This window comes from Enterococcus sp. AZ062 (assembly GCF_051715065.1).
GTDB lineage: Bacteria > Bacillota > Bacilli > Lactobacillales > Enterococcaceae > Enterococcus_B > Enterococcus_B mundtii.
Genome location: NZ_JBIOTB010000001.1, coordinates 257582 through 283998, shown reverse-complemented (window position 1 = coordinate 283998; position 26417 = coordinate 257582). Strand labels below are relative to the sequence as shown.

The 26417-nt window shown below is 39.0% G+C and carries 25 protein-coding genes and 1 other annotated feature; of the genes, 11 read left to right on the top strand and 14 right to left on the bottom strand.

The annotated features are described in order from the left end of the window. The first annotated feature begins 77 nt into the window (after window positions 1-77). Window positions 78-1037: a glycosyltransferase family 2 protein gene (locus IGJ00_RS01350; protein WP_062805833.1), complete on the top strand. Its 960-nt coding sequence runs from the start codon at window positions 78-80 to the stop codon at window positions 1035-1037. 36 nt (window positions 1038-1073) lie between these two features. Here IGJ00_RS01350 and IGJ00_RS01345 read toward each other — a convergent pair whose 3' ends face one another. Further along, on the bottom strand, window positions 1074-2531 hold the full coding sequence (locus tag IGJ00_RS01345) for an NAD-dependent succinate-semialdehyde dehydrogenase (protein ID WP_438844026.1): 1458 nt from the start codon (window positions 2529-2531) through the stop codon (window positions 1074-1076). A gap of 213 nt (window positions 2532-2744) precedes the next feature. On the opposite strand from IGJ00_RS01345, the gene IGJ00_RS01340 reads away from it, so the two are divergent. After that, a complete protein-coding gene (locus tag IGJ00_RS01340; RefSeq protein WP_065096934.1) occupies window positions 2745-3125 on the top strand; it encodes a PH domain-containing protein in 381 nt (126 codons plus the stop codon). A 110-nt stretch (window positions 3126-3235) separates the two neighbouring features. On the opposite strand, the gene IGJ00_RS01335 is transcribed toward IGJ00_RS01340, so the two are convergent. From IGJ00_RS01335 to pepV, 6 genes are all read right to left on the bottom strand, one after another. Beyond that, window positions 3236-3421, bottom strand: coding sequence for a hypothetical protein (locus tag IGJ00_RS01335; RefSeq protein WP_074799613.1), 186 nt, complete (start codon window positions 3419-3421; stop codon window positions 3236-3238). Between the two features lie 135 nt (window positions 3422-3556). Beyond that, the gene (locus tag IGJ00_RS01330; protein WP_071866161.1) at window positions 3557-3736 is read right to left on the bottom strand and encodes a hypothetical protein; all 180 of its coding nucleotides are present in this window, start codon (window positions 3734-3736) and stop codon (window positions 3557-3559) included. A 258-nt stretch (window positions 3737-3994) separates the two neighbouring features. Beyond that, window positions 3995-5350, bottom strand: a complete 1356-nt coding sequence (locus IGJ00_RS01325) for a glycoside hydrolase family 1 protein (RefSeq protein ID WP_195513328.1) — start codon at window positions 5348-5350, stop codon at window positions 3995-3997. Between the two features lie 56 nt (window positions 5351-5406). Beyond that, window positions 5407-6738: a PTS sugar transporter subunit IIC gene (locus IGJ00_RS01320; RefSeq protein WP_438844025.1), complete on the bottom strand. Its 1332-nt coding sequence runs from the start codon at window positions 6736-6738 to the stop codon at window positions 5407-5409. 170 nt (window positions 6739-6908) lie between these two features. Then, window positions 6909-7613 carry a GntR family transcriptional regulator gene (locus IGJ00_RS01315; RefSeq protein ID WP_071866158.1) on the bottom strand — a complete coding sequence of 235 codons (705 nt, stop codon included), beginning with the start codon at window positions 7611-7613 and terminating at the stop codon, window positions 6909-6911. A gap of 305 nt (window positions 7614-7918) precedes the next feature. Next, entirely contained in the window at window positions 7919-9337 is a 1419-nt protein-coding gene (gene pepV / locus IGJ00_RS01310) for a dipeptidase PepV (protein WP_071866157.1), read from the bottom strand. A gap of 142 nt (window positions 9338-9479) precedes the next feature. Between pepV and IGJ00_RS01305 the strand changes: the two genes are divergently transcribed. The 4 genes from IGJ00_RS01305 to IGJ00_RS01290 all read left to right on the top strand — a co-directional run bounded on the left by IGJ00_RS01305 (window position 9480) and on the right by IGJ00_RS01290 (window position 11884). Further along, window positions 9480-10307 carry an NAD(P)H-hydrate dehydratase gene (locus IGJ00_RS01305; RefSeq protein ID WP_438844024.1) on the top strand — a complete coding sequence of 276 codons (828 nt, stop codon included), beginning with the start codon at window positions 9480-9482 and terminating at the stop codon, window positions 10305-10307. Between the two features lie 14 nt (window positions 10308-10321). Continuing rightward, window positions 10322-10780 (top strand): acyl-CoA thioesterase, encoded by a 459-nt coding sequence (locus IGJ00_RS01300; protein ID WP_071866155.1) that lies wholly within the window; start codon window positions 10322-10324, stop codon window positions 10778-10780. A 76-nt stretch (window positions 10781-10856) separates the two neighbouring features. Then, on the top strand, window positions 10857-11024 hold the full coding sequence (locus IGJ00_RS01295) for a hypothetical protein (RefSeq protein WP_169823213.1): 168 nt from the start codon (window positions 10857-10859) through the stop codon (window positions 11022-11024). Window positions 11025-11206: 182 nt separating this feature from the next. Then, entirely contained in the window at window positions 11207-11884 is a 678-nt protein-coding gene (locus tag IGJ00_RS01290) for a GntR family transcriptional regulator (protein ID WP_161641632.1), read from the top strand. 56 nt (window positions 11885-11940) lie between these two features. Here IGJ00_RS01290 and IGJ00_RS01285 read toward each other — a convergent pair whose 3' ends face one another. The 3 genes from IGJ00_RS01285 to IGJ00_RS01275 are packed head-to-tail and all read right to left on the bottom strand — an operon-like array spanning window position 11941 to window position 16071. Continuing rightward, window positions 11941-12594: a hypothetical protein gene (locus IGJ00_RS01285; RefSeq protein WP_260697885.1), complete on the bottom strand. Its 654-nt coding sequence runs from the start codon at window positions 12592-12594 to the stop codon at window positions 11941-11943. Beyond that, window positions 12569-14698, bottom strand: a complete 2130-nt coding sequence (locus tag IGJ00_RS01280; protein ID WP_438844023.1) for a hydantoinase/oxoprolinase family protein — start codon at window positions 14696-14698, stop codon at window positions 12569-12571. Before IGJ00_RS01280 ends, IGJ00_RS01285 begins: the two co-directional genes overlap by 26 nt. Window positions 14699-14733: 35 nt before the next feature. Continuing rightward, the gene (locus IGJ00_RS01275; RefSeq protein ID WP_438844022.1) at window positions 14734-16071 is read right to left on the bottom strand and encodes a citrate transporter; all 1338 of its coding nucleotides are present in this window, start codon (window positions 16069-16071) and stop codon (window positions 14734-14736) included. A 423-nt stretch (window positions 16072-16494) separates the two neighbouring features. Here IGJ00_RS01275 and IGJ00_RS01270 point away from each other — a divergent pair, with 423 nt between their 5' ends. Then, the gene (locus IGJ00_RS01270) at window positions 16495-17931 is read left to right on the top strand and encodes an IS1182 family transposase (RefSeq protein ID WP_438844021.1); all 1437 of its coding nucleotides are present in this window, start codon (window positions 16495-16497) and stop codon (window positions 17929-17931) included. A 58-nt stretch (window positions 17932-17989) separates the two neighbouring features. On the opposite strand, the gene rplT is transcribed toward IGJ00_RS01270, so the two are convergent. The 3 genes from rplT to infC all read right to left on the bottom strand — a co-directional run bounded on the left by rplT (window position 17990) and on the right by infC (window position 19199). Continuing rightward, window positions 17990-18349 carry a 50S ribosomal protein L20 gene (gene rplT, locus IGJ00_RS01265; protein ID WP_086335334.1) on the bottom strand — a complete coding sequence of 120 codons (360 nt, stop codon included), beginning with the start codon at window positions 18347-18349 and terminating at the stop codon, window positions 17990-17992. A gap of 53 nt (window positions 18350-18402) precedes the next feature. Next, complete coding sequence (gene rpmI / locus IGJ00_RS01260; protein WP_010736566.1) at window positions 18403-18603, bottom strand: 50S ribosomal protein L35; 201 nt, start codon at window positions 18601-18603, stop codon at window positions 18403-18405. Between the two features lie 71 nt (window positions 18604-18674). After that, window positions 18675-19199 carry a translation initiation factor IF-3 gene (gene infC, locus IGJ00_RS01255; RefSeq protein ID WP_010736567.1) on the bottom strand — a complete coding sequence of 175 codons (525 nt, stop codon included), beginning with the start codon at window positions 19197-19199 and terminating at the stop codon, window positions 18675-18677. A 43-nt stretch (window positions 19200-19242) separates the two neighbouring features. Beyond that, window positions 19243-19372 (bottom strand) — a sequence feature (ribosomal protein L20 leader region). A gap of 499 nt (window positions 19373-19871) precedes the next feature. On the opposite strand from infC, the gene IGJ00_RS01250 reads away from it, so the two are divergent. Next, entirely contained in the window at window positions 19872-21242 is a 1371-nt protein-coding gene (locus IGJ00_RS01250) for a lytic polysaccharide monooxygenase (RefSeq protein WP_438844020.1), read from the top strand. 772 nt (window positions 21243-22014) lie between these two features. Continuing rightward, complete coding sequence (locus tag IGJ00_RS01245) at window positions 22015-23412, top strand: lytic polysaccharide monooxygenase (protein ID WP_071866147.1); 1398 nt, start codon at window positions 22015-22017, stop codon at window positions 23410-23412. Window positions 23413-23544: 132 nt separating this feature from the next. Here the strand turns inward: IGJ00_RS01245 and IGJ00_RS01240 are convergent, their stop codons facing one another. Next, the gene (locus IGJ00_RS01240) at window positions 23545-24201 is read right to left on the bottom strand and encodes a deoxynucleoside kinase (RefSeq protein ID WP_071866146.1); all 657 of its coding nucleotides are present in this window, start codon (window positions 24199-24201) and stop codon (window positions 23545-23547) included. Window positions 24202-24497: 296 nt separating this feature from the next. On the opposite strand from IGJ00_RS01240, the gene mvk reads away from it, so the two are divergent. Both mvk and mvaD read left to right on the top strand, forming a co-directional pair. After that, window positions 24498-25445 (top strand): mevalonate kinase, encoded by a 948-nt coding sequence (gene mvk / locus IGJ00_RS01235; RefSeq protein WP_071866145.1) that lies wholly within the window; start codon window positions 24498-24500, stop codon window positions 25443-25445. After that, a complete protein-coding gene (gene mvaD, locus IGJ00_RS01230) occupies window positions 25438-26415 on the top strand; it encodes a diphosphomevalonate decarboxylase (RefSeq protein ID WP_071866144.1) in 978 nt (325 codons plus the stop codon). Before mvk ends, mvaD begins: the two co-directional genes overlap by 8 nt. Window positions 26416-26417: the final 2 nt, after the last annotated feature.

The window sequence follows — 26417 nt, the reverse complement described above, 5'->3', positions numbered from 1 at the left end:
GCATAAAAACTGGTATAAACGTACATGATAGGTTATGCTTAGTTTAAACTTTTTCAATTTATTTAGGAGAGTGAAAAATGAATCACACAGAAAAAATTGCTGTCCTGATTCCTTGTTATAATGAAGAAGCAACGATTCCTACAGTCATTGCCGACTTTAAACGAGAATTACCAGAAGCAGATATTTATGTATACGACAATAACTCAACGGACAACACCTACGACTTAGCAGTTGCAGCGGGTGCTATTGTAAAAAAAGAACCTCGTCAAGGTAAAGGAAATGTCATTCGTCAAATGTTTTTTGATATTGATGCGGACTACTACTTGATGGTAGACGGAGATGATACTTATCCAGCCGAAGCCGTACATGGACTTTTAGAAAAATTACGTTCTGGCGAAGCGGATATGGTCATTGGCGACCGTCTTTCTAATGGTACTTACTTTGAAGAAAATAAACGCGCCTTCCATGATTTTGGCAATAATTTAGTTAAAAATACGATCACTCGTTTATATAAAACAAAAATAAGAGACGTGATGACTGGCTATCGAGGATTTAATCGTATTTTTGTCAAAAGTTTTCCGATCATGAGTGCGGGATTCCAAATCGAAACGGAATTGACCATTCATGCCTTAGATAAAAAATTCAAATTAGTTGAGCTCCCTATTGATTACCGTGATCGCCCAGAAGGTAGCGAATCAAAATTGAATACCTTTTCTGATGGCTTCAAAGTCATTATGATGATCATTAAAATGTGTAAAGATTATAAACCTATCCTATTTTTCAATATCTGGACAGTCATTTTCTTTTTAGCTGGTCTGTTCACTGGGATTCCTGTCATTCGGGAGTTTATGTTGACGAGCTTTATTACTAAAGTCCCTTCAGCCATATTAAGTACAGGATTGATGATCCTAGCTTTACTTTCACTAGTTACTGGTATGATTTTAGATACGGTCGTTACAAATGCAAAGAAAGAGTACGAACTGAACCTCTATCATGTTTATCATGAGTATCACCAAAATAAAAAAGAAGAGAGATGATTTTATGCAATCATCCTCTTCTTTTTATCTTATCATTTATTTCTCTGATGCAATCGTCACAAACTTCACTTCGACATATTCCTCTACCCCAAAAGTTCCGTTCTCACGGCCAAACCCTGAATGTTTGACTCCCCCAAATGGTGTCGCAGAATTTGAGATCGTCGTATCATTGACACCGACCATGCCATATTGCAATTTATTGCTTACATTGTTGATCGTATGGATATTCGTCGCAAAGAAATATGATGCTAAACCAAAAATCGTATCATTGGCATCTTTGATTACTTGTTCTTCGTCTTCAAATGTAATGATTGGGATCACTGGTCCAAATGTTTCATTGTAGAAAATATCCATTTCCTTTTTCACGCCATCTAATACTGTCGGTTCAAAGAAAAAGCCATTTGCATATTCTCCGTCCGTTAGACGATGACCACCAGCCAAGATTTCTGCTCCTTTAGCTACTGCATCTTCTAGTTGTTCTTCAACTTTTTTTACGCCTTCTTCATTGATCAATGGCCCCGTAGTTGGATCGTCTAAGCCATTTCCAACAGTCACTTCTCTGATTTTTTCCACAATCAATTTTGTTGCTTGTTCTTTGATTTCTTTATGGATAAAAATTCGATTTGGTGACGTACATACTTGTCCATTGTTGATAAATTTCGTTTTGATCAATGTATCGACTGCTAATTCTACATCGGCATCTGGAAAAATAATAAATGGCGCATGTCCACCTAGCTCCATAGAAACTTTTTTCAAGGTAGGTGCTGCTTGTTCATTTAGAATTTGTCCAACTTCTGTTGAACCTGTGAATGTGATTTTTTGGATATCATCCGATTCAGACAAAATCTTTCCAATAGTTGAGGAGTCCCCCATGACGATATTTACGACGCCATCTGGAAAGCCAGCTTTGTGGAATAGTTCCATCAGCGCAAGTGCTGATAGAGGTGTTGATTTTGCTGGTTTTAAGATCACCGTACAGCCTGCGGCGATTGCCGGCGAGATTTTACGAATGATCATGTTGGATGGAAAGTTCCATGGTGTGATGGCGCCGACGACACCTACTGGTTGTTTACGTGCTTGCCATTGTTTCCCTTCAGGTGAAGGAATGATTTCTCCCATGATTCGTTGGCCTTGCGCTGCATTCCAGCGAAGGTTTTCGACATTTGTTTGGATTTCTGCCGTCGCTTGAGCAAGCGGTTTCCCTTGCTCCATCGTCATGATTTTTGCTAAACGTTCGCTGTCTTCTTCTACTAGATCAGCCATTTTATTCATTAATTTTGCTCGTTCGCTTGGTGCCGTTCTTGACCAACCTTCGAATGCCTTGTTGGCAGCTTCAATGGCTTCTTTTGTCTCTTTTTCGCCACCTTGTTGAACGCTTGCTAACGTTTCACCAGTTGCTGGATTGGCGACATCAACTGTTCCTTCAGAGCCTTCAAGCCATTTGCCATTAATATAAAGATGAGTTTCTACTTGCGGTAAATCATATTTCCCCATAGTTTGCCTCCTCTATTCTTAATTACATAACAACCGTAACATTAATAAAGTCAAACCTCAAACCATCTGTTTAACGTGACTTTGTCTCACTCAGCCTTACAAATTCAATTTTTTTATTCTTTTGAAGAATAAATTGCTCGTTCATTCAAAAGCTTTGTTACAATGAAGTAGATTACTAAAATGATTTTATCCTACGACTAAAGGAGTGTTTTTATGGGGCTATTTGATGGCTTGATGGGTAACGCTACCCAAAAAGATACAACCAATATCACAAGAGAAGTTCAAGAGATCCTGATTCCAATGGAACAGGTAGAGTTAGCGTTCAAATTAGTACGTGATTTGATTATTTTTACCGACCGTCGGATGATTATCGTCGATAAACAAGGAATGACCGGTAAAAAAAGCGAATATAAATCGATCCCTTACCGTTCGATTTCACGTTTTTCGATTGAAACAAGTGGGCATTTTGATTTAGATGCCGAATTGAAAATTTGGATTTCTAGCGCAGAGCTACCCGCAGAGTCTTTACAATTCAGAAAAGATAAGAATATCATCGCCGTACAACAGGCGCTAGCAACAGCTGTCTTATCTTAAACTTACGATCAACACAAAGAGCTTACACACCCAAAATACTTCAAATTTTGGGTGTGTAAGCTCTTTGTGTTGACGTCTTCTGTAAAACTCTTCCTAATAAAATAAAAATTTTATAGTACACGTCCTTCATTTTTTTGATGATTCGCTCTTTTTTCTTTAAAGTCCATTTTGTCTACTTTTAGTTTTTTCATATTATTCACTTTGATTTTACTGATTTCTGCAAAAGAGCGCTGTTTGATACCTTCGATTTCTTGTCTTCTTTTCTCTTTTAACTTATCTAGATCTTTTTCTTTCATCATGCTCTCCTTTCTTTTGAAAAAGCTTGGTTTTTAAAATTCACTGTAACCATACAAATCTAGAAAGTCGCATCAATCGAACAGGATGCTGAGACGTTCAAGTATCTTCTATTCATATTCTGGATTTTTGAAAATTTATCTCTCTTTATTTTTTTCGCTTTGCCCCACAGCCTGAGAATCATCTCTGTGTAATACTTCTTTACTATCTTTCGTTACTTCTTTATTTCTGTCGACTTCATTTAATGCTTGCTCTTTAACTGATGCTAATTTACGCTGTTTTCTTTCTCTAAGCCCTTCCAATGTTTCGTGTTCCATCATAATTCCCCCTTTAGTAATTATTTTACTGAATAAATCTCGACAGAATGAACGAATTTTTTTGAAAATAAAAAAAGTATTTCCTCCAAACGATAAAGAGAAACATTACTGTTGGTAGTCGCTTATAAACATTCAGTCAGCCAACTGTATGGTTGATTTATCACTTAACCCAAACGAATAAGAACGTACAAAAAGCTACATACATTCACTTGATCCAGCGAATACATGTAGCTTTTTTGCTATTATTTACTCATTCTATCAGCCTTGCTCTTTTTCAAGAAAATCTTTGAACCAATAGAAGCTTTTTTTAGGTACGCGTTTCATATCACGTAGATCATGATTTCCTCTATTAACGTAAACCATCCCGTATCTTTTTTCCATATCACCTTTTGAGCTAGGTAGATCAATCAATCCCCAGCCAAGATAACCTAGTACTTCACAGCCGTCCATGCTCATTGCATCTTGCATCGCTTTGATATGCTGTTCATGGTAATAAATGCGGTAGTCGTCTTGAATAGGTGTATTGCCATCCCACTTTTCCTGCGTGCCTATCCCATTTTCAACGGGGAAAATCGGTACATCGTACTTTTGATACATCTTGTTGATGATATCTCTAAATCCAAGAGGATCAATTCCCAGATTCCATTCATTCATCGAAACAAATGGATTTTCCACTTCACCATACGTCAAATAATAGTTTGGTGCGACATCTGTTGGAATGTTTTTATGACTGATACTTCCGGTACAATAGTAACTGAATGCTAAATAATCACTTGTTACTTTTCCGATCTCAGCAAGTTCTTCCTCTGTCATGTCTACGTTCAAATGCTGTTCTTCAAACGTCAAAACTTGTTTCGAATAACCACGTCCGCAAAAGGCATCTAAAAGATTCTGGTTGATAAATTCATCCCATTCTCTCGCAATTAATACATCTTTGGGGTGATTTGTCGCAGGGTACATATTGGAATAGGCTAACATCCCGCCAATTTGACCATCTGTCGTTTCATGGATATAGTTGGCGATTTTGGCATGTGCGACCATGATATTATGCGCGATTTGATGAATGTTATCCGCTGTATCTTCCGTATTCAATGTTCCCCCGTATAATAGTGCCAACGGTGTTGAATACAAGTTTTGTTCATTGAAAGTTACCCAATACTTGACTTTATTCTTGTAACGATCCACCATTTTTTTTCCATATTCCACAAAAGCATCTACGACGTGTTTACTCATAAACCCATCGTAATTTTGTGCAAGATGAAGTGGCATATCAAAATGATAGAGACATAGCATGGGTTCAATATTCCGTTTTAGCATCGCATCAATGTAACGATCATAAAACAAGAGTCCTTCTTCATTGAATGTCCCATCACCTGTAGGATTGACACGTGACCAAGAAGTTTGGAAGCGATAAAAATTCATGCCCATTTCTTGCATCAAATCAAGATCTTCTTCATATCTATGATAGCGATCAATCCCATGTTTCCAATCTGAAGTAGTTTCAGTCGCTTCACGAAGGTCATAAACAGACAATCCTTTTCCGCCTTCGTTCCAAGCACCTTCCGTTTGCATACTTGAGGAGGAATCTCCCCAGAAAAATTTTTCCTTTACCATCTTATCATTCCAATCATCGTTCTATTTATCATTTGTCTATTTCCTTTAGCAATCGTTTAAGAAAGACTCATCTCAGCATTTGTACGAGCAACCCGTTCACTGATTTTCAAGAATGGCAGATAGAAGAAAACTAACGCAACGATAATGACCGCTTGAACAACAATTGCTCGCCAATCACCTGCTGTTGCTAAAAAGCCACTTAAAAATGGTGGTGTCGTCCAAGGAATTGGCACCACACAGCGATTGACTAGCTGCATCGATGTTGCTAAATAGCCAATGGTCGTACCTATGATCGGTGACAATACAAAAGGAATGATCATCGGTAAGTTGAAGACGATCGGTAATCCAAAAATCACAGGTTCATTGATGTTGAAAATATTAGGGCCTAACGCCAACTTAGATAAATCTTTATATGCTTGATAGCGACTAAAAATCAATATTGCTATCACTAAAGCAATCGTCGAACCCGTTCCACCCATCAAAGCGCCATATACTTGGTGAAACGCTGAGTTAATGATGTGAGGAGCAGCTTCACCATTCGCAGTAGCTGCCATATTCTCATTCATATTTACCATCAACAATGGATCTAAGATCGGACCTGTGATGACAGATTGGTGAATACCGAAAGAAAATAGTAAGTTGCCAAAGCAAACTAAAAATAAGTAACCAATAAATGACGTACCTACACCACGTAACGGTTCTTGGATGAATTGCTCGATGATTCTCATAAAATCATTTCCTGTTAGTTGGATCAAAAATGAAGCAAAGGCAAACAATGAAACGACAATGATCAATGGAAACATCGTGTTAAACGATTTTCCTACCGCTGGCGGAACACTATCTCCTAAGTTGACTTGCAATTTTTTAGAACGTGTCAGACGAATGTATAGCTCTGTTGCCAATAATCCAGTAATGATGGCAGCAAAGACTCCTTTTGAACCAATATTCCCGTAACTGATGACCCCACTGATTTCCACAGCCGTTTCCCCATTGATCGGCGTTGTCTCGATCATTGTTGGAAGCAACGTCAAAAATGCTGGAACAACAGCGATCACGACGCCAATTGGATTATCATACTCTCTATTTTTTGACAAGAAATAGCCAATGGTGATCACAAGAATAATCCCAGTGATATTAAGGGTCGAGTTCGTAATGATCGATCCCCAGTTTTGCCAAGATGTCATTGTGTCCGCGCTGATCATATTTTGGAACCAACCTGACGGATCTAACACTACCGAATTAATTAAAATAGCAATACCTGCTAAAATGAATAAAGGCATGATAGTAGCAAATGAATCACGTAGTGTTCTTAAATAAACTTGATTGCCGATTTTTTGAGCTGTTAAAACAAATTTCCCCATCAAAGCTTCCCTTTTTTTCTCATCCATTTATTTATGCCTCCTGAATTGTCTATAGTTGTATATCAATTTCTAATACAGAATATCACCTGTAAGCGTTTTTGTAAACACAAAATTAAAATTAGTGTATACTTATTTTCAAAAGAAAGAAAAAAGACCACACTTGATCGTGACAAGCACAGTCTTTTAAGTATTATTATCTAATTGATATCTGCTACTATTTTCCCTGACGTATAGGGATATCTTGTCTTAGATAGATCAAACGGCGTACCATCATCAAAAAAGACGATCTGATTGGTTTCCAAAATCGGGTCGCCTACCTCGATCTCAAACTCTTCACTGTCTAAATGATTTGCTTTTGAAGCAATGATCACTCGACGGGCCGCACTGACCACATAACCTAACTCTTCTCTGATATAGTTATAGATAGACCCCTTTAAAATCTCTTCATCCAAATCTTTGATGTACTTAAGAGGCATGATAGATGTCTCTATACTTCTCGCCTCTTCATCGACATATCTCACTCGTTTAATATCATAGACCGGATCAGTCGCCTTTATTTTCAATTCTTCAGACTCATAAGAAGTGGGAAAACGCACATCAAAGCGGATGATTTTACTGGTCACCGCCGTCCCTTCTTGAGCAGAAGTCCCAAATACGCTATTGATCTGGGTCACACTCTCATTGTCCTTTTTTATATTGCTCCTAACATATGTCCCTGATCCCCGTCTCGTGTAAAGTAAAGATTCATCAATCAATAACTGTATCGCTTTTCTAACAGTTACTCGACTCGTATGATAGGTTTTTGCCAATGCTTCTTGGTTTGGTAATAGCTCGCCTTCTTTAAATTCACCCTCGATAATCTTATTTTTCAAAGAACGAGCGATTTCGATGTATTTAGGCATATTCATTTCACCTCCAAAATTTGTATACACTTATTATAATATTAGATTAACAAGCAAATGTAAACAACCTTTACAACTATAACTAATAAATAAATGACTAGTCAGTCAGATGTTTATTCATTTACTAACATATCCGCTTTTCGGAATCCAAAAAAAGCCTTCAGAGAAGCCCAATTCTCTGAAGGCCAGGTGTCACTCAAGTCTTTGTCATTTGTTACCTATTGATTTTATCATGTTATATCTAAGCTAGGCATACAACTATTTCTGACTTTTTCAATGAATGTTGAAGTACGAATAAAGATGATTTACTTCGCCAAACGATAGATAGCATCCGCATAAATCGCTGTCGCACGGAACAAGTCATCTAGACTCATAAATTCATTTGCTTGGTGCATCGTATCTGTGTAGCCTGGGAACATTGCGCCATACGCCACACCGCGTTTTAATAAGCGTCCATATGTGCCACCACCGATGATTTGCTCATAGCCTTTTTCGCCGGTATGATCTTCGTAGACTTGTAATAATGTTTCAACCAACGGATCATCCATTGGTACATAATGTGGTTCCATTACACGGGCACCACGAGTAACTGAGGCACCTTCGTCTGCTACTGTTTTGTTCAGTTTGCTTTCTAATTCATCTGTGGTTGTGCCTTTAGGAAAACGGAAGTTCATGTTGATATAGTTATCGTCTTCTGAACCATTTTCTTTAAACGCAAACAACCCAGCGTTCATTGTTAGTTTACCCATTTTTTCGTCTTCGTGGGCAACGCCTAATTTCTCACCATAAAAGTCTTCATGGACGTAAGTAGCTGCCACATGGATGAATTGTTTAGCTGCACCAATAAATTCATAATTATCAAGGAAGCTCGCTAAGAAAGAGCCGGCATTGATCCCAGATTGTGGGCTTGCGCCATGTGCCCCTTTTCCGACTACGTTGATCGTAACAAATGTATGTTCTGCTTCAATCGAACCATTGATTGGGTTTGCTTCAATAAATTCATAAAATGCCTTTTCTAATGCAACTGCTGCATCTGCGCTTGGTACTTCAATTTTTGCAGTCGCTGTTCCTGGCACCATGTTTTCACGTAAACCTGACGTAAATGATTTCAATACATAGTCGCCGGCATTATCGCCTTTAAAACGGAATGCGAAAGAAACATTGCCTTTTTCTCCGTTGATGATCGGGAATTCCGCATCTGGTGAGAAACCGAAATCAGGTTCTTCTTCATGTTCAAAGTAGTAAGCCATATCTGCCCAACCACTTTCTTCATCACTACCTACGACAAAGCGAACTTTTTTCGATAATTCTAAATCTAGGTCTTTGATGATTTTCATCGCATAATAGGCAGCCATACTTGGACCTTTGTCATCACTTGACCCACGAGCAAAGATTTTTCCGTCTTTGATCACTGGTTCGTAAGGATCAGTATCCCAACCATCGCCAGCAGGCACAACATCCATATGCCCAAAAATCCCTAAGGTTTCGTCTCCTTCACCTAAATCGATGTGTCCTGCGTAATTGTCCACGTTTTTTACAACGAAGCCATCACGTTCACCATAAGCAAGCATGTGTTTCAATGCGTCACGAGGCCCAGGTCCAAATGGTGCATCTGCAGTTGCTTTTGAATCATCACGTTCACTGCTTACGCGTAAAAGATTTTTTAAGTCTTCAAGCAAGTCTTCTTTACGTGCTTCGACTTCTTTTTGCCAATTGATTGTCATAAAGTTACTCCTCCACTCATTCAGTCTACGAGTTCATCATAACATAAATCAGACAAATTGTTTAAAAAATCAGACAACGGATAAACGAAACAGTTTTTTCCATAAATATTATAAGCTATAATGAAAAAAAGGAGGCTTTCCCATGGAATTAAATGAACGATTACTCCAACAAGTGATTACTCCTCGCCCCATCGAATCTCATAAAGGTACATTTGGTAAAGTCCTGTTGATTGGCGGAAACGAGCAATTCGGTGGTGCGATCATCATGAGCGCTTTAGCAGCTGTCCATAGTGGCGCTGGCTTGACAACTGTTGTAACAGATCCTAATAATCACGTGGCCGTCCATAGTCATTTACCAGAGGCAATGGTAGGGGATTGGACAAATAAAGAAACATGGCATTCGGCTTTTGAAGATGCCGATGTCTTACTGATTGGTCCGGGATTAGGAACCGACCAACAAAGCCTTGAACTTCTGCAATTTGTCCTAACAAAACAAACAGAAAAACAATGGTTAGTCATTGATGGTTCTGCCCTGACATTGTTGGCTAGGCATTCGCTGGAGCTTCCTTATCCAGAGCATACCGTTCTCACCCCCCATCAAGTGGAATGGCAACGCGTCAGTGGATTGCGTTTAGATGAGCAATCTGAAGAGAATAATCAGCAGAAGCAACAAGAATTAGGGGCATCCCTGGTTTTAAAAAGTCATCAAACAACGATCTATGGGCAAAATGGCATCTATTACAATACAGCAGGTTCACCAGCTATGGCAACAGGTGGTATGGGGGATACGTTAGCTGGCATGATTGCTGGTTTTTTAGCTCAGTTTCCAAAAAATGACCAAACGATCAGTGCTGCTGTCTATTTGCATAGCTTTATCGGCGATCAATTAGCAAAAGAGCAGTATGTCGTTTTACCGACTCAAATCAGTCAGTACATCCCAGAATGGATGCATTATTTTAGTCAAAGATAAGAAGGAGCATAACAATGGAAAAATATACCGGCTACCTTAGAGAGCCTTTTTATTATGAAACCGATCAAATGGGTATCATTCACCACAGCAACTATATCCGCTGGTTCGAAGAAGCACGTGTTGCCTTGTTAGAACACTTGGATTTTAGTTACAAGAAAATCGAAGAACAAGGCATCATCATCCCTGTACTAGGCGTAAGTTGCGAATACAAAGAGATGATCCGTTATGGGGACAAAATCTTGATCCAACCAATTATCGAAAGCTATACAGGTACACGCTTGAATTTCCGTTATGAGATCTACGACACAGAAGATCAGCGTTTACGGACGACCGGTACAAGCCAACACTGTTTCTTGCTTGCAGAAAATCAACGTTTAGTCAAACTAGGCCGTGTAAATCCTAGCTTGGATAGTCTGTTTAAAACTTATGCAAACATCGACACAGACCCTGATTCTGCAACAGAAATGAAATAAAAGAAAAAATAAGTGTTTATTCTTGCCTTTTAACCCCTGATTTGTATAATGGAAAGAAAAAAAGCAGGTGATTATAATGTATGTCGTGAAAGTCTTACACGGTTATATTGATAAAACTGGCTGTCGCACACGTGAAAAAAACCCGGAAACCTTGCTTGTCTTCAAAGACAAAAAAGAATCAGAAACCTTTGCCAATCAAATCGGTGGTCGTGTCAAACAACTGCAGGAAGTTCGCCCAGATTGACTGTTGCTTTCGTGAAAGGATGAGATGTTCGCACTATGGATATGTATTGAAAAGAGTCGACAAACCAATCGTTTGCGGCTCTATTTTTGTGTTTCTGTTCGCTGATCTGCTTACCTCCCCCTTATTCTGTTCTCAGTAAAGGATATGCTATACTGGATATAACTTTTTGAAAGGGGTGTTCTATGGGGAACAATTTGCAACAACAAGCATACGAAGCCATCAGACAACAAATCATCTATTCTGAATTAGCTCCCGGGAGTAAGATTTCCGACAGAATCTTAGAAGAACAACTAACGATTGGACGCACGCCGATTCGAGAAGCATTGATCCAACTTAGAAATCAGGAATTGATCAAAACAATTCCTCAATCCGGTACATATATCTCAAAAATCGACATACGTTCCGCAGACTTGGCACGTTACATGCGAGAAAAATTAGAGCAACCGATTTTACAAGAGTGCAGTGCTAAAATGAACGATACCGTTCATCAACGCTTGGAGATGATTTTAGAACAGACGGATCAAGCCATCTTGGCACAAGACAAAAAAACCTTCTTTCTTTTGGATAAAGCCTTTCACCAAATGTGTTACAAAGTCGCGGGGAAAGAAGAAATATGGACTTGGCTTGAAAGCTATAGCACTCACTTAGATCGTTTCCGTTGGTTGCGTTTGACGATTTCTGAATTAGATTGGGGCCGTGTATTAGATGAACATCAAATCTTATTGAGAGCCATGAAAGAACACGCACTTGATGAAGTGGGCTTTCTTTGTAACCTCCACCTCCATATGATCATTGAGGAACAAGAACAAGTGATCCTTCATTATCCGAGTTATTTTGAAATAATCTCTTCAGAAGTATAATGAAAAAAGGCGTAGCCTCCCGAACTTTCAGGAAGGGCTATGCCTTTTTTTCTTATTCAAAACGACTTAAATGACTGGACGAGATACTCACATAATCGGGAGTCATATGGCCAAGTCATAGCGACTTCTAACACATATGGTGAGAAGCCCACGTTATTCAACTTCTTCGAAAAGCTCATCGCTGCAATCTCACTCAATGCTCGGATCTTAGACTGATGACGATACCCAAAAAATCGCCATAGTTCTAGGGTTTTCTGTTGGGTATACAATGTAGGATCGCGTGTTTCAAGATGATGATATAATTCATGCGCTAAAATCAAAGAAGTAACTTGTTCCAGTGGGAGCTCAGTGATCTTTTCCTGTTCAAATTTCTGAATTGGTTCTGTCATTAAACAGATCCCCGTTGTTTCATCGTAAGTCGCGAGTGTCAAACGATCATTCCGCCATGCTGTTTCTCCATAGGAGATAGCGACATCGAATGTACGACAAAGCGCATGAATATTCCTTGTACGGTACTTTCGATAAATCACTTCTGCTAACCTTTCTCCACATTGTCTCGCCAGTTCTCCCCACGCTCGTTGCTCAGAAAGTGAGAATTTCCCTACTAAAAGATCTCGTTGAAATTGATAATCACACCACTGTTTATCAGAAATCTTCATTAATTTTGAAATCAACTCATCTAGTTTACTTTTGCTTGATATTTCCCGCAATCACGATCACTTCTTCCGTTGGATCCAACATCGCGATTTCTAACTCCATCAAGAGTTGTAGTTGTTCAAATTCTGTCGCCGAAAAATCTGCGACACGCGCGCCGATACATAGATAAAATTCCGGTCGAGCAATCAGTTCAGTCTGATAGACTGCAAGTTCTTCCCATAACTGTTGGACAGCGGCGAGATACTGTTCAGCTGTGGTTTTCAGACATTTCGCATACCCTCTTTGAACTTTGATGAATCCTTTTTGATCGATGATCCGTAACGCACCGATCACATGCTCTGGGTTATTTTCTCCAATCACATAGAAGTAGTCAGTATTCGCTAATAAACGAACATCTTTGAGGGACATCCGTAAATCTTCTGCAGCTAATGTCAACGCCTCTATTTCACTGATCTGCTTTGTTAAGTCAGTCGCTTTGACTTCCGTTGAACCTGTGGCAATTGCCGTGATTTTTGAGGTTTGAGGATCAATTTCAACATGGACTTCAATCGATTCTGGTGTAGCGCCAGATTCGATTGCTTTATTCATCGCTTCATTTTTCAATCCTCGAATATCTTCTTTGCTTGGTGAAGGAATGATCCGTTCCACTACATCTCTCACCATCGCTAATGCCACACCGATAGATGAGATCACTTCCGCATTTTCTGGTATTGAATACTTAACACCCATTTTCTGACTAAAATAAGTAATCAAGGACGCTGCTCCACCGCCTACCCCAACCAAGGAGATTTGCTCTTTTTCCAATTGATATTTTTCTGCCAGTTCCAAAATCACTGGTTCGATTTTTGCATAAGCTTTTGCCATGATCTGCTCAGCGATATCTTCCACAGAAGTCTGACAATAAGCTGCTAAAGCTTCCATGGCTTTTCTTGCGGCTTGTGGATCACCATAGGAAAAGTGTTCTTCTTGGACAAGCCCAAGAACATTCGCTGCACATGTGTTGGTAATAGTGACCTCTTTTCCGTCTGCCAAAATCACTTTGACATAATCAGCCGGATCTCCCTCAATGGGTGAGAAAAAAACGATTTTCGGTTGATCGATTTTTTCAATCGGTGTGAATACAGCATAATCCAATCCAGCGATATGGGCAGAACGTGGTCCCACGTCAAGGATCCCTGTGCGATCTGCCCGAACCATTGAACCACCGGCCACACCTAAGACACGAACATCTAACGATGAAATATAGGTCGCATGACCGCCGACCACTGAGTAATCGATGGCTGGACGCCCATTCCTGATAACACCAATATTGGTCGTTGTCCCTCCGACTTCAAAATACACACCATTCGAGGCACGTAAATACATCAAAGAACCCATGACAGAGGCAGCTGGACCTGAAAGCATCGTTAATACTGGTCGCTTCTTCATTTCAGCGATTTCCATTACCCCACCATCACCACGCATGATCATCAAAGAAACATTGACACCGGCAGTTCGAACGGAACGTTCAGTTGATGTCGCTGTTTCTAACATTTTAGGCAAAATCGAGGCATTGATCGCTGCCGTTCGTGTGCGTCTCGTCAAACCATAAAGCTTTGTGATTTCAGAAGCCATCGTTGTTGGTATCCCTTGTTCCGAAGCAAGTGAATAGATGACTTGTTCTGGTTCACTATTATCTACGCCAAAAGCCATGGAAGAAACTAAAACTTCCGCCTGTTCTTTTTTCAGTGTAGCAATCGTCTCTAACACTCGTTCATTTGTCAATTGTTTGATTGGCAAGAACACATTTGCAATGTCTATTTTTCGATTATTCCCTAAATCGATTGGGGCTAACCGAGTTTGTCTTTTCGCCAGAAACCCTTCGAAACCGCCCTTTGCCATTCCGATCACTCCTACTTTTGCCACATCTCCTTCAATCAAGGCATTCGTTGCTTGAGTTGTGGAATGAGCGACAAAAACAACATCCTCGGGGCTGATTTGATTTTCTTGCAAACAATTTTGGAACGATTGTACGACCCCGGCAGCTACACCCTCTGGATGGTGATGCGTTGTTTTAACAGATGATTTACCGATGATTTCATGTGTCGCATTGTCGATTGCGACTGCTTTTGTATGGGTACCGCCTACATCGATGCCCATTCTTACTGCACGCTTCATTTTGCATCCTCCAAATTTTTTACTTTCTATACCTATCAAAAATTACCATAAAGGATCAACGTCAAGATACAGACGATCACACCGATCGCCCACCCTGTCGGAATCGATTTTTTCATGAATTCACGAGAGGAAACTTTTGTATACCCTAATCCCCATGCGATCCAGGATTGAGTGATATCTAAATGCTGTGGCGCAATGGTCGTCGTCGCAAATAGTGGAAATAAGAAGGCCACGGGCATCGTCGGATTGACGGCTAAAACTACTGCTAAAATTGCTGATCCCGAACCGACTAGACTCAACGGACCACGGAAAAAACCCAGAGGCGTCAACAATCCAAAGGCAAGTGCTAACACAAAAGGTGTCTGAGGAATAAAGTCTCCCAAAATTGCAGAGAAATAAGAAGAAGCATATACCGCCGAATTATTGAACATCGCTAAAGTCATCAAAAAGCCAACCATCGGTGCTACATCTGTTGCTCCATCTGTAAATAATTTAGCGAATTGCCGACAAATCTCCTTGTATCCCCCACGTAATTTCCCTGTAAATAGCAACGCCCAGATCCCTGCCAACATAAAACCAAGAATGATCGGGATTTCTAACACCACTACTCCTAATACAGGTATAACGACTGCCAACCAAGAAATTATTGGTGCTTCCCCACCTTCTCGTGGAAGTTCAGCTGCCATTGCATAGCGTTTCTTCGGGTTCATTGATATATTAGCTACAAGTAGAACGATTACTAAACTTACGATCATGCCAATCATTCCGATTTGAAAGTAATCATTGTATGTATAATTTTCAGCCGCAGAATTAAAACCTGCATAGATTGTTTGATATTGCTTGAAATTGACAATATTTGCAAAGATCCCTGCCATGATCGAACCCATGAATGCAAATAGAGCAACAGGTGCAGTAATTCCTAACGACATCAAAATCGGTAAAACGATCACGGCAATTGAAATCACTGGACCAATCCCGGTCATCGACATAAAAATAATTGACGTTACAAGACACAAAAGGCTCATCGTGATCCGCGGTTTATCACCGCCAAGCTCTACGACTTTTCGAATCAATGTAGCCGCTATCCCACTATCTACCAACACTCGACCAAAAAACGCACCAAAGAATACATTCACTAAAATCGATTTCGCATATTCCGCTGGACCAGTAGCATATACATGGGTCAACACATCAATGACTGACTGTCCTTCCATTGCAGCATTCGGTGAGAAAAAATTACCAATCAGCGCCAATCCCATCCAAATCGTCGCCATGATTGCTAAACCAACCATCAAATTAAGTCCTTTGACACAATACCAAACCATAAAAAAGAACGACAAAATCAACAACATGCCAATAATCATTTCGCTCATAGACTCACTCCATTCTATTTCATCTCACTGATATATCAGTTGACTTATTCTACCCTACAGAGAAATCGCTTTCATTAAATATTGACGACAGAACAAGGACATATGATTAAAGAAGATTCATTATGGACTATTAAAATGTTTTTTCAAAAAACATTTCATTTAGCTAACTGTATAAATAGATTTACTATCTAAGATAAAAAATAAGCAATGATCACCTCTCTTTTCAAAAAAATATCATGTACTTTATTTATTGGGTTATTTCAATCTATTTGTAGATAACAGAAATTTTATTGAAGAATGATAGCTATAAAAAAACACATCCAGAAAATCTGGATGTGTCAGATTGTAGACAAAGTACTTATTTATAGTGCTTTGTCTTTTTTTATACGTTAAAATAAAACTATGAATTGGAGGTGTAACCCGATGCTCTCAAAACAAGATATGAGTAAGCGTGCACAGATGGGCTTTTTTGCTCTTGAAGACTTAGTTCCCCAAGACCATTTATTACGACAAATGGATCAGTTTATTGATTTTTCTTTTATTTACGATTTGGTAAAAGATAAATATGATGAAACCCAAGGACGGCCAAGCTTAGATCCCGTTCTTCTAATTAAATTACCGATGATTCAATATTTTTTTGGTATTAAAAGCATGAGACAAACCATCAAAGAAATTGAAGTGAACAACGCTTATCGATGGTTTTTGGGGTTAGGGTTAGAAGATGCAGTTCCTCATTTTTCTACATTTGGTAAAAACTATACGAGACGGTTCAAAGGAACCACTACATTTGAACAAATCTTTTATGAGATTTTAGCACAATGTATGATGGAAGGAATCGTTGATACCTCTGAAGTTTTTATTGATGGGACGCATATTAAAGCACATGCGAATCGAAACAAGAAAGAATCCGTCGAAGTGATGGATCAAGCCTTCTTTTATACGGAAAAATTGACAAAAGAAATTGAAAAAGATCGAGAAAAACGCCTAAAAAAGCCCTTAAAAGAAACAAACGCAGAAACTAAAATAGCTATGAAAAAAACAAGTACGACTGATCCCGAAAGTGGTTGGTTTCATAAAGGTGAGCATAAAGAAGTTTTTGCTTATAGCGCACAAGTAGCATGTGATAAAAACGGCTGGATACTAGGCTATACGACCCACCCAGGAAACTTACATGATAGTCGTACGTTTATTACTTTATTTAAAAAGCTCAAAGGAGCTTTTACTCTAGATAAATTGATTATGGATGCTGGGTATAAAACGCCAGCAATCGCTCAATTACTTCTCGAAGAGAAGCTGACGCCTGTTTTCCCTTATAAGCGACCCATGACGAAAGCGGGTTATTTCAAGAAGAACGACTATTCCTACGATGAATATTATGATTGTTATATCTGTCCTAATGATAAGATCCTCACTTATTCGACAACGAATCGAAAAGGATATTTAGAATACAAAAGTAATCCAGAAGAATGTAAAAATTGTCCTGTTCTATCTACTTGTACAAATTCAAAAAATCATACAAAAGTAATCACCAGACATATTTGGGCGAAAGCAATCGAACGATGTGAGGAAATACGTCACCAAAGAAATTTTAAAGACCTATACAGAAAAAGAAAAGAAACAATTGAACGAATTTTTGGTACAGCAAAAGAATTTCACGGATTACGTTATACGAATCAAATAGGAATTGAAAAAATGCACATGAAAATTGGGCTTACTTTTGCCTGCCTAAATATGAAAAAATTAGTAAAAATCAAAAAAGGCAGAGCAAGAAAGGAGTGTTTTTCTTTAGAAAAACAAAGCTATTTCTCTTTAATTATTGAAAACATACATATAAAAAAGACAAACCTCATTTTTACATAAGGTTTGTCTACAATCTGACACATCCAGAAAATCTGGATGTGTTTGGGTATTCTAGCGCTTATTTAGCTAAAGCATTTTTTGCTTGGTCAGCTAATGCAGTAAATGCTGCTGCATCATGGACAGCCAAGTCAGCTAACATTTTGCGGTTGATGTCGATTTCAGCTAATTTCAAACCGTGCATCAATTTTGAGTAGCTTAAGCCATTCATACGAGCCGCTGCGTTGATACGAGCGATCCACAATTTACGGAAGTCGCGTTTCTTTTGACGACGATCGCGATATGCGTAGTTGTATGAATTCATTACTTGTTCTTTTGCTGTTTTAAATAAAGTGTGTTTTGAACCGTAGTAACCTTTTGCTAATTTCAGCATTTTTTTGCGACGTTTACGAGTTACTGTTCCACCTTTTACACGTGCCATGTATAATTCCTCCTAATAAAAATAAATCTTTAAATTTCAGTTATTTTACGTTCTTATTTCATTTTTGCTAGTTGTTGACGAATACGTTTGAAATCGCCACTAGAAACCATGCGCGCTTTACGTAATTGACGGCGTTGTTTTTTAGTTTTACCGTGGAAACGGTGACTTGTAAACGCACGGAAGCGTTTCAATCCGCCTTTACCAGTACGTTTGAAACGTTTTGCTGATCCGCGGTGTGTTTTTTGTTTTGGCATGACTATATTTCCTCCTCAAAATCTTTCGTTATCCGACTATTGACTGTCCAACAATCAGTTAGTCATTCAAATTACTTACTGTCGTTTTTCGGTGCCAGCGTCAAGAACATGCTGCGTCCGTCCATTTTCGCTTTTTGTTCCACTGTTGCAATATCAGCAGTTTCTTCAGCTAAGCGATCCAAGACTTTTTGACCAATTTCTTTGTGGGTAATGGCACGGCCTTTGAAACGGATAGAAGCTTTCACTTTATCGCCTTTCTCTAAGAACTTACGTGCATTACGAAGTTTTGTATTGAAGTCATTCAAATCAATCGTTGGACTTAAACGAACTTCTTTTACATTGATCACTTTTTGTTTTTTACGCGCTTCGCGGTCTTTCTTTTGTTGCTCGAAACGGTATTTTCCGTAGTCCATGATTCGCGCTACTGGTGGTTTCGCACCTGGAGCAACTAACACAAGATCCAAGTTTGATTGTTCTGCAATTTGCAATGCTTCTGCTTTTGACTTAACTCCTAATTGCTCACCATCTGAACCGATCAATCGTAATTCACGTGCACGAATGCCGTCGTTAACCATCATATCCTTTGCTATGGTCATTCACCTCCAAATATTATGAGAGAAAGAAAAGCTTACCGAATGAACGGCAATAAAAAAACGAGTTCTTTTGATAGAACCCGCACGTACTCCACCTATACTACATATAGATGAAAACTATCTAGCCCAGTGACTGTATCAACTAAGGCGAGAAGCGGGTGCTTCTGCTTTTATTTCTCAACTTAATTATCATACCAAAACTATTTCTTTTTGTCAATCATTTCTTCACTTTTTTCTATTTAATCGTAGCAATTCTTCTTCACATACAGCTCAGTAATTAGACATTTTTGTTGCTTCGCTTATCACCAATCGAATCTGTCCCCCTACTGCTACTACCTCATTTACGTTTTATATAATTCCACTTCTTTTATTTTAAGATAACTAAAATATAATCTAGGGAAAATCATTTGATTCTTAATACCAAGAAATATTTTTTTATAAAAAAATGTTCTTATTTTCCAAACACGGTACCAAAACCCCTAAAAAATCAACGTTATAACAAATCATATTATTTATGTTTCTATTATTCTTTTTACCTACACATCGGTATAAACTGATTCGTAACTATTCGTTTTTTTTGATAATCTTAATTCCAGATAACACGATAAAGAGATAATTACGAAACTCGTCTTTTATTATGCGTTATCTAAATCTTATTTACATATGGAGGAAAAAATGAAAAAACAAATTTTGGGTACCGTTTTATGCTCGGGGATTTTATTTGGAGCAAGCTTAGCGATCGGGGAACAAGACGCTTCTGCTCACGGTTATGTTGAATCACCGATCAGTCGTGCGTATCAAGGGCACTTAGACCGCAACGTCAACTTAGCTGCTGCAATAGCTAAGTATGGTCCTGTGGTTTACGAACCGCAATCATTAGAAGCCGGTAAAGGATTCCCGGAAAGAGGTCCTATCGACGGTCGCATCGCTTCAGCCAACGGAGCTGTTCAACGAAGCTTTGTATTAGACAACCAAACAGAAACAATGTGGACAAGACAAAACTTAGAAACAGGAGCGAACACATTCAGATGGCGCTATACACAATCTCACCGTACAACTAAATGGCATTATTACATTACTAAAGTAGGTTGGAACCCGAATGCACCACTGAAACGTAGCGATTTAGAGTTGATTACAGAAATCCAACATGATGGAACTGCTTCTGCAAACAATCGTAACCACACAGTCAACATTCCAAACGACCGTATCGGTTATCATGTTGTTTTAGCTGTATGGGACATTCATGATACAGGCGGTGCCTTCTATCAAGTAGTCGATGTCAACTTGAAAGGTGATTCTGCGATTCCAGTAGCACCAACAGCACCACAAAACGTGCGTGCGACGAATGTAACTTTTTCAACTGTCCAATTAGCTTGGAATAGTCAAGCGAATACTGCATCTTATAATGTTTATCGTGATGGCGCATTGATTGGAAATACATCATCGCCAGATTTCAATGATACAAACTTAACTGCGGATACTTCTTATAACTATGAAATCGAAGCAGTTGGACAAACTGGCTTAGTCTCTGCTAAGACAGCTTTGACAGTAAAAACTGCAACAGAAAATGCACAAGAAAAACCAACTACACCGACTCACTTACACTCAATGGGTCAAACAAGTTCAAGTGTTTCATTGATGTGGAGCGCTTCTACTCATTCAAAAGGAATCAAACAATACAACATCTACCGTAACAATCAATTGATTGGTTCAACAAAAGAAACAGCATACGAAGTGTCTGGATTAGCTGCAAACACTGCCTACTCATTCGTGGTTCGCGCAGTCAGCAATACGGATGAACTATCTGATGCAAGCAATGCGTTATCTATTACGACAGATCACGATGACAATGGCGGCGACGGTGGTGGCGAAGTCACTCCAGGACGTCAATGGACAGTAGGAAGCTTATTCGCACCGGTTTCTTATACAGCAGGCGAAGAAGTTATTCACAACGGTGTAACATACATCACTTGGCAATCTCACTTGAACTACGGAGATACAAACTGGGCACCCGGAATTGCTCATGCCTTATTCTATCCTAAATAAAATAAACCTTATAAACATAATTAAAACGATAATATAGAAAACATTCCACGTAAACAAAACCCTATAAAACTGAGGCTAGAACAACTTTCTTTGCCTCAAAAATAAGCTAGCACCTGTAAAATTCGAGACGAATTATACAGGTGCTAGTTTTTCAAAGTGCTCATCCATTATCACAGATTGTAAAACACATTCTCTCCCTCTTCGTATCCAGTTCCTTCTATAAATAGATAAAATATATAGAATTGCTTGAGATGTAGTATTTAGTCATCTCGAAACTCTTGAATCCAAATAAACGATATTCTAAATTGACTTTTTTCGATAATAAGACCGAACACTCCTATCACAATCTCAAACCAAAAAATTGATGATCAAATCTACAAAAAAGGACTAAAACAGTCAATAAAAAGATATATTTTAAAAATAAGCAAACGTCAAAAAATAACTATAAACGTCATTTCAAGCTTTCTCAATTAGAATCAAATTTTATCTTTTTATTTTTTTATTGTTATTTATTATACAAAACAAATAACTAATAACAAATAAAAAAGACAATAAAAATGCCTTTAAATCAATATTTATTCATGTTTTGGATAAAAACACCCTCATTTGACGTCAAGACCCAATTTTACCTAATGTTCGGTATAAACAGATTATTCAATAGTGCAATTCTCTGATAATATTAAACACAGATAACAACGAGACACATCGAACGAGTCATACTCATCGACCTTATTAGTTATCTAAAAATATCATTTTATCTATGGAGGGAAACATGAAAAAGCAAATTTTAGCAACAGTTCTATGCTCTAGCGTTTTATTAGGAGTAGGTTTATCTATCGGAGGACAAGACGCTTCTGCTCACGGTTATGTGCAGTCACCGATCAGTCGTTCTTATCAAGGACACCGCGACCGTCTAATTAATCACGATTCTGCATTAGCAAAATACGGTCCAGTAATCTATGAACCACAATCATTAGAAGCATTGAAAGGCTACCCAGCAGCTGGTCCTGCTGACGGACAGATTGCTTCTGCAAGCGGTGCAGTTGGAAACAACTTCAACTTAGACCGTCAAACTTCGACTATGTGGACAAAACAAGACTTGAACACAGGTCCTAATACATTCACTTGGCGCTATACACAATCACACAGCACCACTAAATGGCATTACTACATCACAAAAGCTGATTGGAATCCAAATGATCAGTTAGATCGTAGCGATTTTGAATTGTTAACAACGATCAACCATGGTGGGGCTCAAGCTGCAACAAATCCATCACACTCAGTGAACATCCCTAATGACCGTCTTGGTTATCATGTTGTTCTAGCAGTTTGGGATGTAGATGATACAGCAATGGCATTCTACCAAGTAATCGATGTGAACTTGAAAGGTGATTCAGCAATTCCAGTAGCACCAACAGCACCACGTAACGTTCGTACTACTAACGTAACTTCTTCAACAACTCAATTGACTTGGGACGGACAAGCAAATGCTTCATCATTCAACATTTACCGTGATGGTCAATTATTAGGAAACACAGCTTCACCAGATTTCAGTGATCAAAACCTAACTGCAGAAACTACATATAAATATGAAATCGAAGCAGTTGGACAAACAGGTCTAGTTTCTGAAAGAACAGCTTTATCTGTTACAACTTTATCTGAAACTACAGAAGAAAAACCAACTGCACCTAGCCACTTACACTCAATGGGTCAGACAAGTTCTAGCGTTTCATTGATGTGGGGAGCTTCTACTCACTCAAAAGGAATCAAAGAATACGAAATCTTGCGTGATGGCCAAGTAATTGGTTCAACAACTGAAACTGTTTTTGAAGTAGAAGGCTTAAAAGCTGAAACACAATACTCATTTGTAGTACGCGCAATCAGCAATGAAGGCGATGTTTCAGATGAAAGTAACACATTAACAATCACAACTGATCGCGATGAAAATGGCGGAGGTGACGAAAACGGTGGCGATGGCGGAAACGGCGGCGGTGAAGTCGTTACTGGACGTCAATGGACAGTAGGAAGCTTCTTCTCACCTGTTTCTTATACAGCCGGTGAAGAAGTTGTCCACAACGGTGTGACTTACATTACTTGGCAGTCTCACTTGAACTACGGTGATACAAACTGGGCACCAGGAATTGCTCACTCATTATTCTACCCTAAATAAATCAACTCACCACCCTTTGTTCGACTAAACAACGATTGAAATAAGCAAGAGGCAATCACTCATTTGTGATTGCCTCTTTTTTGTGATTTTTTATTTGGACCATTCAAAGTTCCACTTCAGTCAGAACATTTTTTATACGCTGATTTCTTCACGGATCTCCGTTAGTTTTTCTTCGATCATTTGTAACACTTGCACTCTCGCTGCTTCATCTTCCACAAAGTTCAAGCAGTCACCGTCGATTTGAATCTTAGGACTTTCATCATAAGCTTCATACCATTCATCATAACGGCGATTCAATTCTTGATAGTACTCATAAAGACTAGGATCAAAAGAAAGTTGCTCATATGTCCGCCCTCTTTTTTCGATCCGTTCTAACATGGTTGAAAAAGATACGCGAATATGAACCAATAGATCGGGATGTTTTTTCGATGCCGCATAGGGCAATTCTTCCATCATGTTCGCCAATAATTCATCGTAGACTTGGACTTCTGTTGCTGTCGCTCGACCAAGATCTGCATTTAAATGAAATAATAATGAATCCTCATAGATCGAACGATCTAACACATTGTTATCCTCTTGCATCGCTTGCTTGATACTTGCAAATCGCTTATTCAAAAAATAAATTTGCAATAAAAACGCATATTGTTCAGGGTTTGCATAAAACAAAGGCAATACTTCGTTGTCATCGATTGATTCATAAAAGGCCTGACTCTTAAAATGGTCAGCAATCATTTTTGTTAAGCTTGATTTCCCTGCCCCTATCGTTCCTGCTAAAACAATCACACTCATTTCCCTCCAACTCACTTCTCCCACTAAATACAGTGTTTTTTTCTCATGTTTCTAAATATAACCCCAATATCTTGTGGTGTCAAACGAAATCGACAAGTTTCTTTCCTATGAAAAACCAAAATTTTATTAAGAAAATCACGTTTTTTGTCGAGAAATCGTATTCTTTATTTTACTTCTTGACTGGTTTTAGTAAAATAAAGAAGGACTGTTTTTTTGGACAAACATCGCGCACGTAGTAATAGGCGCTTTATTTTTTGTTTAAAAGCTACTCTCAGAGGAAAAGAAGGAGTTGTACTATGGCAATTCATGGCCAAGGGGAATCGAGTGGAAAACTGATTTTAATGGGTGAGCATGCTGTCGTTTACGGCGAGCCTGCCATTGCCTTTCCGTTTTATGCAACAAAAGTAACGGCTACACTTGAAGCACTCCCATCATTCAATAAAGATCAACTTATTTCTTCCTACTATATAGGAAATTTAAATGACGCACCACATGCGTTGAACAATATCAAACAGCTGATTGCTGGACTGAAAACTCACTACCATGTGCAAGACACATTGCGTTTAACGATTGAAAGCACCATCCCTGCAGAACGTGGGATGGGTTCCAGTGCAGCTGTAGCCACTGCGATCACACGAGCTTTTTATTCTGCCTATGAGTTGCCATTATCACGAGAACAATTATTGGCACATGTGCAAGTTTCTGAAAAAATCGCACATGGAAACCCCAGTGGAATCGATGCTGCCGCAACAAGTGGATACGAACCGATTTATTTTACAAAAGGCCATCCTTTTGATTATTTTGCGTTGAATATCGATGCTTTTTTGATCGTTGCTGATACGGGAATCAAAGGTCAAACACGTGCAGCGGTGAAAGATGTGGCTCACCTTTTTGAAAAAGATGCGCAGAAAACTGGACAAAAAATCCAACAACTAGGATACTTGACGAAACAAGCTAAAAAAGCAATTATCGACAACTCACCAGAAAAGCTAGCTGAAGCAATGAATGATGCCCAGCGCATTCTAAAAAGTTTGACGATCAGTAATGACTTTTTAGACACTCTGATCGCTACCGCACGTACTGCTGGCGCTTTAGGTGCAAAATTGACCGGTGGCGGACGTGGTGGATGTATGATTGCTTTAGCACAAACAAAAACAGAAGCTCAAGAAATCAGCCACGCACTAATACAAGCAGGCGCAGCTGAAACTTGGATTCAAGGATTAGGAGTACATACCTATGCTTAGTGGTAAAGCCCGTGCTTATACAAATATCGCCTTGATCAAATATTGGGGCAAGGAAAACGAAGAATTGATTCTTCCGATGAACAACAGTTTATCTCTCACTCTCGATGCCTTTTATACAGAAACCGAAGTGATTTTTTCAGATTCGTTCACAGACGATCTGTTCTATTTAGATCATGAATTACAAACAGAAGCAGCAACAAAAAAAATCAGTCGCTTCCTTGATCTTGTACGCATACAAGCGAATACAAACAAACGCGCAAAAGTGATCAGCCATAACTTTGTTCCAACAGCCGCAGGTTTAGCTTCTTCTGCAAGCGGTCTAGCTGCGTTAGCTGGCGCCTGTAATGAAGCCCTAGGACTAGAATTGGATAAACAAGCCCTGTCCAGACTCGCTCGTCGGGGTTCTGGTTCGGCTTGTCGTAGTATTTTTGGTGGCTTCGTGGAATGGGAAAAAGGGCATGATGACCAAACTTCATATGCGCAACAAATCCCTTCTAATGGATTTGAAGACGAACTCGCCATGGTATTTGTATTGATCAATGATCAACAAAAAGATGTATCTAGTCGTGATGGGATGCGTCGAACAGTGGAAACTTCGCATTTTTATCAAGGGTGGCTTGATTCAGTCGAAACAGATCTAATGGAGCTGAAACAAGCAATCGCTGAAAAGTCGTTCCAAACAGTGGGCGAAGTCATGGAGCGAAACGGGTTAAAAATGCACGGCACCACGTTAGCGGCTAATCCACCCTTCACCTACTGGTCTCCAGATAGTCTGAAGGCGATGCAAGCAGTTCGTGAACTACGTGCTTCAGGCATTCCTTGCTATTTCACGATGGATGCAGGTCCAAACGTCAAAGTATTAGTTGAAAAGAAAAATCAAACGGCTGTTCAAGCAAAATTCATTGAATTATTTAGCCGTCAACAAGTGATTCTTGCTCATGCTGGGCAAGGAATCACGATTATTGAATAAAG